The sequence below is a fragment of the Streptomyces sp. NPDC002701 genome (assembly GCF_042889045.1).
In the GTDB taxonomy this organism is placed as follows: Bacteria; Actinomycetota; Actinomycetes; order Streptomycetales; family Streptomycetaceae; genus Streptomyces.
This window is the reverse complement of sequence record NZ_JBIAQL010000043.1, coordinates 1-11549: the sequence shown is the minus strand read 5'-3', so window position 1 is coordinate 11549 and position 11549 is coordinate 1. Positions and strand designations below refer to the sequence as shown.

12 protein-coding genes are annotated in these 11549 nt (G+C 70.0%); 3 read left to right on the top strand and 9 right to left on the bottom strand.

Going from position 1 to position 11549, the window contains the following annotated elements:
* Positions 1-80 precede the first annotated feature (80 nt).
* Positions 81-359, bottom strand: coding sequence for a glutaredoxin family protein (locus tag ACFYXC_RS40360; protein ID WP_389557951.1), 279 nt, complete (start codon positions 357-359; stop codon positions 81-83).
* A 208-nt stretch (positions 360-567) separates the two neighbouring features.
* Here ACFYXC_RS40360 and ACFYXC_RS40355 point away from each other — a divergent pair, with 208 nt between their 5' ends.
* The 3 genes from ACFYXC_RS40355 to ACFYXC_RS40345 all read left to right on the top strand — a co-directional run bounded on the left by ACFYXC_RS40355 (position 568) and on the right by ACFYXC_RS40345 (position 4124).
* Positions 568-1506 carry an HAD family hydrolase gene (locus ACFYXC_RS40355; RefSeq protein ID WP_388926836.1) on the top strand — a complete coding sequence of 313 codons (939 nt, stop codon included), beginning with the start codon at positions 568-570 and terminating at the stop codon, positions 1504-1506.
* A gap of 291 nt (positions 1507-1797) precedes the next feature.
* Positions 1798-2574: an ECF subfamily RNA polymerase sigma factor, BldN family gene (locus ACFYXC_RS40350; protein WP_388926833.1), complete on the top strand. Its 777-nt coding sequence runs from the start codon at positions 1798-1800 to the stop codon at positions 2572-2574.
* 311 nt (positions 2575-2885) lie between these two features.
* Positions 2886-4124, top strand: a complete 1239-nt coding sequence (locus tag ACFYXC_RS40345; RefSeq protein WP_389557948.1) for a DUF5667 domain-containing protein — start codon at positions 2886-2888, stop codon at positions 4122-4124.
* Between the two features lie 85 nt (positions 4125-4209).
* Here ACFYXC_RS40345 and ACFYXC_RS40340 read toward each other — a convergent pair whose 3' ends face one another.
* From ACFYXC_RS40340 to ACFYXC_RS40305, 8 genes are all read right to left on the bottom strand, one after another.
* Positions 4210-5271, bottom strand: coding sequence for a lysophospholipid acyltransferase family protein (locus ACFYXC_RS40340; protein WP_389557946.1), 1062 nt, complete (start codon positions 5269-5271; stop codon positions 4210-4212).
* Positions 5272-5296: 25 nt separating this feature from the next.
* Positions 5297-6358 (bottom strand): NAD-dependent epimerase/dehydratase family protein, encoded by a 1062-nt coding sequence (locus ACFYXC_RS40335; protein ID WP_389557944.1) that lies wholly within the window; start codon positions 6356-6358, stop codon positions 5297-5299.
* 329 nt (positions 6359-6687) lie between these two features.
* Positions 6688-6786 carry a 30S ribosomal protein bS22 gene (locus ACFYXC_RS40330; RefSeq protein ID WP_003948845.1) on the bottom strand — a complete coding sequence of 33 codons (99 nt, stop codon included), beginning with the start codon at positions 6784-6786 and terminating at the stop codon, positions 6688-6690.
* A gap of 163 nt (positions 6787-6949) precedes the next feature.
* The gene (locus ACFYXC_RS40325) at positions 6950-7159 is read right to left on the bottom strand and encodes a helix-turn-helix domain-containing protein (protein WP_093781815.1); all 210 of its coding nucleotides are present in this window, start codon (positions 7157-7159) and stop codon (positions 6950-6952) included.
* A 129-nt stretch (positions 7160-7288) separates the two neighbouring features.
* The gene (locus tag ACFYXC_RS40320) at positions 7289-8104 is read right to left on the bottom strand and encodes a phosphatase (protein ID WP_389557942.1); all 816 of its coding nucleotides are present in this window, start codon (positions 8102-8104) and stop codon (positions 7289-7291) included.
* 192 nt (positions 8105-8296) lie between these two features.
* Positions 8297-9469 carry an acetoin utilization protein AcuC gene (locus ACFYXC_RS40315; protein ID WP_389557940.1) on the bottom strand — a complete coding sequence of 391 codons (1173 nt, stop codon included), beginning with the start codon at positions 9467-9469 and terminating at the stop codon, positions 8297-8299.
* A complete protein-coding gene (locus ACFYXC_RS40310) occupies positions 9420-10658 on the bottom strand; it encodes an MFS transporter (RefSeq protein ID WP_389557938.1) in 1239 nt (412 codons plus the stop codon). The genes ACFYXC_RS40315 and ACFYXC_RS40310 overlap by 50 nt, the downstream gene beginning before the upstream one ends.
* 110 nt (positions 10659-10768) lie before the next feature.
* Complete coding sequence (locus ACFYXC_RS40305) at positions 10769-11416, bottom strand: HAD family hydrolase (protein ID WP_388926815.1); 648 nt, start codon at positions 11414-11416, stop codon at positions 10769-10771.
* Between the last annotated feature and the right edge of the window lie 133 nt (positions 11417-11549).

Below are 11549 nucleotides of genomic sequence, written 5' to 3'. Positions count from 1 at the left end.
CCTTTGGACTGCTCGGTCAGGCCACGGTCCGATTACTCCTGCGCCGCTCCAGCCGCCCTGCAGCCGCGTCCGCACCGTGCCTACGCCGTGAGGGCCCGCCGGAGCCGCGCCTCGTCCACCCGCCAGAACGTGTGCTGGGCCCCGTCCACCAGCACCACCGGGATCTGCTCCCAGTACTCCCGGTGCAGTTCCGCGTCCTGGGTGATGTCCTTCTTCTCCAGGGGGACGCCCAGCTCACCGCAGACCTTCTCGACGACCGCCTGTGCGTCTTCACACAGATGACAGTCGGGTTTCCCGATGAGTGTGACCAACCGCTCCCGAGGCACTTTCTTCCCCCCACGCTGAAACAGAGAACTCATACACCCATTCTCCCGCGCCCGGCAGGGGCGCGGGGAACTGCGCGCCCGGCCCCCACCCACCCGCACCGGACACACGACGCGGCAACGCATCCCCACCCGAAGAGCGATCCCAGGGGGATGAGCTCTTTAACTACACGGTCGCGGAGAGTTCACAGCATCCAAACCTCTCGACTCCAGACGCTCCGAACAAACTGGCTATGCTCACGCCATGGCCGCTCTCGGATGGCTCACCCCCCGTAGGCGCTCCGCGACCGCGCGCAGCGTGCTGGCAGGCGAAGCCTCGGCTGAGGCAGCGCGCAAGACCTCCCAGGTGCTGGAAGAGCTCGCACACGAAGCCGCGCCCGGAGCCGCCGAACCGGAGTTCCCGGTGTACGGCGACGACCAGGCCGCCGCGTTCTTCGACCTGGACAACACGGTGATGCAGGGCGCCGCGATCTTCCACTTCGGCCGTGGCCTCTACAAGCGCAAGTTCTTCGAGTCCCGCGACCTCGCACGCTTCGCCTGGCAGCAGGCATGGTTCCGGCTGGCCGGGATCGAGGACCCCGAGCACATGCAGGACGCCCGCGACTCCGCGCTGTCCATCGTCAAGGGCCACCGCGTGGTGGAGCTGATGTCGATCGGCGAGGAGATCTACGACGAGTACATGGCCGAGCGCATCTGGCCCGGCACCCGCGCCCTGGCCCAGGCCCACCTGGACGCGGGCCAGAAGGTGTGGCTCGTCACCGCCGCCCCGGTCGAGATCGCCACGGTGATCGCCGGCCGCCTCGGCCTGACCGGCGCCCTCGGCACCGTCGCGGAGTCGATGGACGGCGTCTACACCGGCAAGCTCGTCGGGGAGCCCCTGCACGGCCCCGCCAAGGCGGAGGCGGTACGCGCCCTGGCCGCGGCGGAGGGCCTGGACCTCGACCGCTGCGCCGCGTACAGCGACTCGCACAACGACATCCCGATGCTGTCGCTGGTCGGGCATCCGTACGCGATCAATCCGGACGCCAAGCTCCGCAAGCACGCCCGCACCCTCGACTGGCGGCTGCGCGACTACCGCACGGGCCGCAAGGCCGCGAAGGTCGGCATTCCCGCGGCGGCCGGGGTCGGCGCGGTCGCCGGCGGCACCGCCGCCGCCATCGCCCTGCACCGCCGCCGTCGCTGACACCCCGCGCCCCTTCGGGTCCCGCCCGTCACGTTGACGGGACCCGGCCACAACACGCCCCGGACTTCGACGGAACGCGGACCGTTTCGATCAACAAGCGGTCACTATCCGCCACTTGATCGGGTGCCATTCGGTTACAGAAGCGACGTAATCGATGATTTGAGCAACTGGGTGTAGCACTGCCTGTACGAAGCGTTATTCTCCTCAGACGCATAACGGACCCCACCTTTCGCTACGACGGGTGAACGGTCCGGTACTGCACGTGATGGAAGCTCTGCCTCTGGGAGTCCCGTGTACCCACACGTCGGGGTTGACGCCTCGGGCCTGGCTACGCTGCGCGCGACGGTCCTCGACCGTTTGCGCGGCTTCGTCCCCACCGCGTACGCCGTCCCCGCCCTCGCTGTCTCCGTCGCGCCCGTCGGCCCGTGCTACGCACTGGCCGAGAACAGCGCGGCGGTCGGCAGACGAGGACGTTCGAGCGCGCCAGCCACCCCCGCACGCCGCCCGGCCGCAGACAGTGACAGCGCCCGGATGATGGATCTCGTGGAGCGCGCACAGGCCGGTGAGGCCGAAGCCTTCGGCCGGCTCTACGACCAGTACAGCGACACCGTGTACCGCTACATCTACTACCGCGTCGGCGGGAAGGCGACCGCGGAAGACCTGACGAGCGAGACGTTCCTGCGCGCACTGCGCCGCATCGGGACGTTCACCTGGCAGGGCCGTGACTTCGGCGCCTGGCTGGTGACCATCGCCCGCAACCTCGTCGCGGACCACTTCAAGTCGAGCCGCTTCCGGCTCGAAGTGACCACCGGCGAGATGCTCGACGCCAACGAGGTCGAGCGCTCCCCCGAGGACTCCGTCCTGGAGTCCCTCTCGAACGCGGCGCTGCTGGACGCCGTACGCCGCCTCAACCCCCAGCAGCAGGAGTGCGTGACCCTTCGGTTCCTCCAGGGCCTCTCGGTCGCCGAGACCGCCCGCGTCATGGGCAAGAACGAGGGCGCGATCAAGACCCTCCAGTACCGGGCGGTGCGCACCCTGGCCCGGCTCCTCCCGGAAGACGTCCGCTGAGACCCCGTACCCCCGCAGGCCCGCGCACGGCCGGTCCGCCGGACCGGCCCGCGACCGGTCCCGGTACGGTCCCGTATGGACCCGTACGCTCAGCGACGGCCAACTCACCTTCCGTGAAAGTCCGTTGACTTCACGGTCCGATCATCCTCCGTCCGTAACCCAAGTGCCGAGCCGCTCGTTGTGCGGGATACAGGCTCCCTGTGGTCACACCCTGACCTTCTTCGATCACTCGATCGAGTAATTCCGGTCAGGGGGTGCGACCCCAGGACCCCCTGGGGAGCCGACCGTCATGACGAGAGGAGGTGCCGCCAGTGATCGCGAACGTATCGGCGCACCGGCGGACGAACGCCTTCGCCCAGGCCCTGGAGGAGCAGTCCGACAGGGGCACGGCGGCGGAGCAGTCCGAAGGACCTGCTCCGGCCGTCGCGGACCGGTCCGAGCAGAGCCGGATGCTGTCCCTGGCGACCGGCCTCGGCGAGCTGCCCAAACCGACGATGGACCCCGAGGTCAAGGTCGTCCAGCGGGCACAGCTGGTGGCCGCGATGGAGGCCATGCTGATGGAGGGCACGGCCGCGGGAGGCGAGGCGGCGGGCCCACCGGTCCCCGAGCAACGGTCGCACCGGGGCAGGGGCGCACACAGGGCGACCGGGCTGGGGAAGCTGCGGCCCCGTTCCAGGCTGTCGAAGGGGCTCGCCGCGGGCGGGCTCACCGTGGGAGTGGCCGCCGGAGCCTTCAGCGGCGTCGCCGCCGCCAGTTCCGACGCGCTGCCCGGTGACTCGCTCTACGGGCTCAAGCGGGGCATGGAGGATCTCAGGCTGGGCATGGCCGACGGCAACAGCGACCGCGGCGAGCTCTACCTCGACCAGGCTTCCACCCGGCTGAGCGAGGCGCGCCGCCTGATGGAGCGCGGCCGCTCGGGCCCCCTGGACCACGAGTCCCTGGGCGAGATCCGGCGCGCCCTGTCCGGCATGCAGCACGACGCCTCCGAGGGCCACCGCCTCCTGCACGAGGCGTACGAGCGGGACCCGGACTCCCTCGGCCCCATCCAGGCGCTCTCCGCCTTCTCCCGGTCGCACCGCGAAGCCTGGGGCGCCCTGCGCGAACGGCTGCCCGTCCAGCTCGGCGACGTCAGCCAGCAGGTCAGCTCGGTCTTCGACGCCATAGACGAAGAGGTCGACCCGCTGCGCGCGCTGCTCCCGCAGCCGCCCGCCCCGCAGGGCACCGGCCGGCACCGCGGCCCGAGTGCGGACGCCCCGGGCGCGTCCGGCTCGGACCACTCCGTCCCGCCCAGCGCCACCCGGAGCGACGCGTCCGACGGCACCGGCGCCGGCAGCGGCAAACCCAAGCCGTCCACGTCCGACACGGAGGACGACGGCCTGCTCGGCGGCGACACGGGCGGCCTCCTCGACCCGCCCGAGGACGACACCAGCGCCGCCCCGACCGGCAAGGGCAAGGACACCCCGGCCCCCGAGCCGGACGTGACCCTGCCGCCCCTGCTCCCCGGCCTGCTGCCGCCGGGCCTGGGCATCGACAGCGAGGACACGGACTAGGTCCTGCCGGTACGAGGACGGGGCGCCCCTGGTGGAAAAGGGGCGCCCCGTCCTCGTCACAGTGCCGTGGGAACGAACGGCCGGGTCAGAAGAACACCGACCGGCGCTGCACCAGCAGCTTGTAGAGCGTGTGCTGGATCTGCTCCCTGACCTGGTCCGTCAGGTTGAACATCAGCATCGGGTCCTCGGCCGCCTCCGGCGGATAGCCGTCCGTGGGAATCGGCTCGCCGAACTGGATCGTCCACTTGGTCGGCAGCGGAACCGCGCCCAGCGGGCCGAGCCACGGGAAGGTCGGCGTGAGCGGGAAGTACGGGAACCCGAGCAGCCGCGCGAGGGTCTTCGCGTTGCCGATCATCGGGTAGATCTCCTCCGCGCCCACGATCGAGCACGGAATGATCGGGGTGCCCTGCCGCAGCGCGGTCGACACGAACCCGCCGCGGCCGAAGCGCTGGAGCTTGTATCGCTCGCTGAACGGCTTGCCGATGCCCTTGAAGCCCTCCGGCATCACCCCGACCAGTTCGCCGCGCTGCAGGAGGCGTTCGGCGTCCTCCGCGCACGCGAGCGTGTGACCGGCCTTGCGGGCCAGTTCGTTGATCACGGGCAGCATGAAGACCAGATCGGCCGCGAGCAGCCGCAGATGCCGGTTCTCGGGGTGGTTGTCATGGACCGCGACCTGCATCATCAGCCCGTCCAGCGGCAGCGTCCCCGAGTGGTTGGCGACGATCAGCGCCCCGCCCTCCGACGGGATGTTCTCGACGCCCTTCACCTCCACGCGGAAGTACTTCTCGTAGAGGGGCCGCACCAGGGACATCAGGACCTGCTCGGTGAGCTCCTGGTCGTAACCGAAGTCGTCGACCTCGTACTCACCCGTCAGGCGCCGTCGCAGGAACGACAGTCCGCCGGCGATCCGCCGCTCCCAGCCATCGCCCTGCGGCTTCTCCACAGCGGCCGGATCAGCAGCCGGTTCCTCACGCGTCACAGGAACATCATCCTGCGGAATCGTTCGTGCGGGCAGTGGCTGGACCTCGTGAACCGCCGCGGGCTCGCTCTTTCGCCTGCTCCCCACATTCCGGCGCCGCGTCGGCCGCTGTACGGCACTCCCGCGGGACCGGTCGTCGTCGAACGGAATGACCTTGGCGTCCGCCATCGTTGATGCGCTCCTCGGTTGGCGCTCAGTTGGCGCTCTGCGTCGGGGGGTGGCCACCGCCCAGTGCGGGCAGTGCGGCGATCCGGTCGACGGCCCCCGCGAGGGCCTCGGGGGGCAGCAGTCCCGGGCCCCGGCTGCGCGCGAAGTCCGCGAACGCCTCCGCCGTCGAGAATCTCGGCCGGTAACCGAGCGTCTCGCGCATCTGGTTCGTCGCCACGACCCGGCCGTGGGTGAGCAGCCGCAGCTGCTCGGGCGAGAAGTCCGTCATGCCCACCGTACGCAGGGCCGAGCCCACCCAGCTGATCGCGGGCATCAGCACCGGGACCGTGGGCCGGCCCAGCCTGCGCGCGCACTGCGAGAGCAGCAGGACCCCGTCGCCGGTGATGTTGAACGTGCCGCTGTTGAGCGTGCCCCGCTCCGGCTCGTGCGAGGCGATCCGCAGGACGTCGATCACGTCGTCCTCGTGCACGAACTGCAGCCTCGGGTCGTAGCCGAGGACGGTCGGCAGCACGGGCAGCGAGAAGTACGCGGCGAGCGGGGTGTCCGCGCTCGGCCCCAGGATGTTCGCGAACCGCAGCACGCACACGGCGACGTCGGGCCGCCGCCGCGCGAACCCCCGCACGTACCCCTCGACCTCGACCGTGTCCTTCGCGAAGCCGCCGCTGGGCAGTGACTTGGGCGGGGTTGTCTCGGTGAAGACGGCCGGGTCCCGAGGCGCGGACCCGTAGACGTTCGTGCTGGACTTCACGACCAGCCGCTCGACCGTCGGCGACTTCTGGCAGGCGCCGAGCAGCTGCATGGTGCCGATGACGTTGGTCTCCTTGACCGTGGCCCGGCTTCCGCTGCCCAGGGGGGTGCCCGTCACGTCCATGTGCACCACCGTGTCGACGGAGTGCTCGGCCAGCAGCCTGGCGATGGTGGGCTGCCTTATGTCGGCGCGTACGAAATCCGCTCCGCCCAGGTGGTGCTCGGGGGTGACCGCGTCCACGGCGACCACCCGGTCCACCTCGGGGTCACGCTGGATCCGTCGTACGAACCGGCCCCCCAGATGACGGGCCACTCCGGTCACGAGCACGACCTTCCCCAAGATCAGCGCCTTCCTTCCAGCCGTCGACGACATGCTGCTCGTACTCTGCCGTGTTCCCCGTGTCGGTCACGTTAGCGGGTCGGCGTTGCGCTGTGATGACCGCCCGAAGCATCAAGTGACGGCGTCCCCGGACATACGATCAGACCCGGCCATTCGCCGCACGGGACGTACGCCCGGGCGTACGCACGGCGTTCGCGGCACCGGACGGCGGAGGGCGTGGGCGGACACGACTGTGGCCCCCCACCGAACCGGTGGGGGGCCACAGAGCGCACTGTCGCGGCGTCGCCGACTCCCCGCTCGCGCGTGGTGGGCGACCGCCGCTGCCGCGACTACTTCTTGTTGCGACGCTGAACGCGAGTGCGCTTGAGCAGCTTGCGGTGCTTCTTCTTGGCCATCCGCTTACGCCGCTTCTTGATAACAGAGCCCACGACTACCCTCGCTCACTTCTCTTTACTCGTTGCTGGGCTGCATGGGCCCACACGACTTATGAGGGGCCAGCCTACCCGTCCTGAGCGCCGAGGTTGTAATCGAGGGGTTCCGCGGGAATCCCGGGGACGCGATCGAGCCTCCCCGGCACCCCCCGGACCGCCGTCAGGCTGTCTCCACCCCCACGTAGGACTCGCGAAGGTACTCGTGAACCGCTTGCTCCGGGACGCGGAACGACCTCCCCACCCGGATCGCGGGCAGATGACCGCTGTGCACCAAGCGGTACACGGTCATCTTCGACACTCGCATCACCGAGGCGACTTCCGCCACGGTAAGGAACTGAACCTCGTTCAGAGGCCTCTCGCCAGCAGCCATGACACACCTGAACCTTCCGCACTCGACGGTCACCGGCTTCCCCTTCCGGTGACACTTCGTCGTTGCGTGCTCACTCCCCAGAGTAGGGGCGGGTGATGCGAGTGGGGAAGAGGAGCCCCCATCGGCGGCCTACTGTGACAGACACGCTCGATTGAGTACATAGCGAGTAAGCGGTCGGTAGTAATCAGACCGCACAGCGTCATCAAGTGGAACGACGACGGACACCCGCCCCTCTGCCTCTCCGACGAACAGCGCGGGATCATCGGTGTCACCCAGGCCGATGGCCTCGAACCCCAGCTGACCTGCCCCGCAGACCCAGCCGTGGTCCCCCACCACGAGCTCCGGAAGCGGTCCGCCGGCCTCCGCCGCGGCAGCCAGAACGGTACGAACCGGGAGGGGTGAGTGTGTGTGCGCGCCGGTCGCGCGACCGGCGCCCCGCGCCCCGGGTTCGCGTACCAGCGCGACTCGTCGTACGTAGTCAAGGTTGTACGTGCGTAGGCCGAACCGGGTCGTTATGTCGACACGGTGACCATACGCCGAGGTGAGGACGGCACATCCCGCCGCCGACAGAGCGTCCGCGAGAGCGGCGTAGAAACCGATCAGCCGATGCGGATGCCCGGTGCCGAACAGCACCGGGGAACGCCTCCGCGCGGCTTCCGCAAGCCGCTCCGCGAAGGCGTCGAGCGCCGCCAGCGTCCGCTCAGGATCGATCACATCGTGCCCGGACGTGTGCCGGGGATCGCCGGATACCCCACATTTGTCCGCCATCAAAGCGATCAGATCGGACTGCTTCCAGTCCTGTTCTGGATCGATCCCGATCGTCACCCGCGGATCCCGAGCCGCGAACAGCCGGTAACTCCTCAGACTCACCTCACGCGAGGTGGCCACGGTCCCGGCCAGCCTCGCCGCCAGCAGATGCGCCCGCAACGCTTCGGTACTCGACACGAGTCGATGCTGCCGCACCTCCCGCGTACCCGCGCCGACAACGGGCTGACAGCCCCACAGTTGGCCTAACCGGGTCCTCCCGCGCCCGCGGGTACCAAGGGGCGCGGGGAACTGCGCAACGGGGGTCCGGAGGGGCGCAGCCCCAGGGACGGAAAGGGAAGGGGCGGCGGGGGCGGAACCAGGTCGGCGGGGCTATGCCAGCAGACCCCGGAGGGGATACGCGGCCCGCCGAGTGGCCAGCACGGCCTGATCGAGTCGGTCCGCCGGGTCGTACCCCGCCTCCCACCCCACGAACGACACGGGCCACCGCCCGTCGGTCATCCGCGCGGGACCCAACTGCCGCGTACGGGCGAACACTTCCTGCCGCCAGCTCTCAGGAATGACGGAAGAGGGCGCCACCTCCCGCCCGGCGGCGATCGCCACCAGATGCGTCCAGGACCGCGGCACGACGTCCACCACCGCGTACCCGCCCCCGCCGAGAGCGACCCATCGCCCCTCGGCGTACTCGTGCGCCAGCTCGTGACAGGCGACCTGCACCGCCCGCTGCGCGTCCAGCGACACGGCGAGATGAGCGAGCGGATCCTCGAAGTGCGTATCGGCCCCGTGCTGCGTGACCAGTACCTGCGGCCGGAAATCGGCGATCAGTTCGGGCACCACGGAGTGAAAGGCCCGCAGCCACCCCGCGTCCCCGGTCCCGGCCGGCAACGCCACGTTCACGGCGGACCCCTCCGCCCCCGCGGCCCCGGTCTCCTCGGGCCACCCGGTCTGCGGGAACAGGGTCCGCGGGTGCTCGTGCAGGGACACCGTCAGGACCCGCGGGTCCTCCCAGAAGGCCGCCTGCACCCCGTCCCCGTGATGCACGTCCACATCCACGTACGCGACCCGCTCGGCCCCCAGCTCCAACAGCCGGGCGATGGCCAGCGAGGCGTCGTTGTAGATGCAGAACCCGGACGCGCCCCCGGGCATCGCGTGATGCAGCCCGCCCGCGAAGTTCACCGCGTGCAGCGCCTCACCCCGCCACACGGCCTCGGCGGCGCCCACCGACTGGCCGGCGATCAGTGCGGACACCTCGTGCATCCCGGCGAAGGCGGGATCGTCCACGGTCCCCAGCCCGTACGCGGAGTCGGCCGCCCGGGGATCCACGGAGGCGGCCCTGACCGCCTCGATGTAGTCCTCCCGGTGCACCAGCCGCAGGGTGGAGTCCCCGGCGGGCTTGGCCGCGACGACATCCACCTCCCGGTCGAGCCCGAAGGCGTCGACCAGGCGCCGGGTCAGCGCCAGCCGGACCGGATCCATCGGATGGTCCGGACCGAAGTCATAGCCCGTTACTGCCTCGTCCCACATCAGCTGTGCGCGGCCGCTCATGCCCGTCACCGTATCGGGAAGGTCCGGATGCGAACGAGCGGGCGTGGAACAGGGTCACCAATACCAACGCCATCGGCACGAGCATCGCCGCCCGATAGCTCCAGGCGTCACCCAGAGCCCCCACCAGGGGCGAACCGACGAGGAACCCCACATAGTTGAAGATGTTCAGCCGGGCGACGGCCGCGTCCGCCGCCCCGGGGAACAGTCTCCCCGCCGCCGCGAAGGTCTGCGGCACGATCACACACAGCCCGAACCCCACGAGGGTGAAGCCGAGCATCCCGACCCAGGCTCCCGGCGCCCCCGCCACGACCGCGAACCCCACGGCCGCGACCAGCGCCCCCACCCGCACGACCGCCACGGCCCCGAACCGCCGTACCCCAAGGTCCCCCACGGCCCGCCCGAGCAGCGTGGTGACCATGTAGACGTTGTACGGAACGGTCGCGAGCTGCTCCGAACTGCCCAGCACGTCCTGCAAGTACTTCGCACTCCAGTTGGAGACGGTCGAGTCCCCGATGTAGGCGAAGGTCATCACCAGACAGAGCGGCAGCAGCAGCTTGAACCCCACCCCGGCGCCACCGCCCGGACCCGCCTCCACATCCTGTGCCGAAGCTTCCACAGCACTCCCGCGCCCGCCCCCGTCGACGTACCACCGGCTCCCCACGAACGCGGCGGGCAGCAGCACCACGACGGCGGGCAGGTACGACACGAACAACGCCAGATCCCAGTGCGCCCCCACCCAGGCCAGCGAGGCCCCGACGATCCCACCCAGGCTGAACGCGGCGTGGAACCCCAGCATGATGCTGCGCCCGTACGTGTGCTGAAGGCTCACCCCGAGCATGTTCATGGAGGCGTCGAGGGCTCCCACGCCCAGTCCGAAAGCGGCGAGCGCGAGCCCGAGCGCCCACAGCCCGTCGCCGGCCCCGATCCCCAGCAGCGCGAGCAGCACGACCGGTTGCGACCACCGCAGTACGTGGCTCGGCGGCACCCGCTTCACCAGCTGCTCGGTGCAGACACTGCCGGCCCCGGCAAGGACCGGCACGGCGGCGAGGAAGGCGGGCAGCAGCCCGTCGGACACCCCGTACCGGTCCTGGATCGCGGGGATACGGGTCACGAGCAGCGCAAAGGCGGCGCCCTGGGCGAAGAAGCTGAACGCCAACGAAGCCCGGCCACGCCGCAGCACCTCTGTCATGGCGGCTCAGCGTAGGGCTCCGGCCTACTCGTGGGTAGACGGTGCAGAACATGAATTCCGCTCAGTTCCAGTGCTGGAGCAACCTGCTCAAGTCCTGGAGCAACGCGATGTCATGCCTGGAGCAGCCCGATCAACTCGCTCATCCCGCTGAACAGCCGGTCGGCCTCCGCCAGCCGGTCCGCCGGTGTCATCGCCGTGAACCCGTACACGTCCATCCCCGCCGCGACGGCCGCCCGCACTCCGAGCGGACTGTCCTCGACGACCAGACACCTCTGCGGAGGCACTCCCATCCGATCGGCCGCGTGCAGGAACAGGTCCGGCGCCGGCTTCCCGCGGCCCACGTCCTGCGAACTGAAGATGCGTCCGTCGTCGAACCAACGGTCGAGGCCGGTCTTCCGGTGCCCGACCCGGATCCGCTCATGGCTCCCGGACGAGGCCACACAGTACGGAACTCCGTCCGCGGCCAGCTTCTCCAGGACCTCCACGGCACCCGGCACCGGCTCCAGCTCCCTCTCGAAGGCGGCGAACACCCGCGCGTGAAAGACATCGTCGAAGTCGGCCGGCAACCGCTCCCCGGTCCGCTCCTCGACGACATCGTGTACGCGATGCAGGGCGGCCCCCATGTAGTCGCGCAGGGAGTCCTCGTACGAGGTGGGGTGCCCGAGCTCGGTGAGATACGCGGCGAGGAGGGTGTTGGAGATCGGCTCGCTGTCCACGAGGACGCCGTCGTTGTCGAAGATGACCAGGTCATAGCGCATGACGAAAACCCTAGACGACCCGCAGGCACCCCCCGGGAAACACAAAAAAGCCCCCGCACCGAAGTGCGGGGGCTTTCTCATACAATTTGTTCGGCGGCGTCCTACTCTCCCACAGGGTCCCCCCTGCAGTACC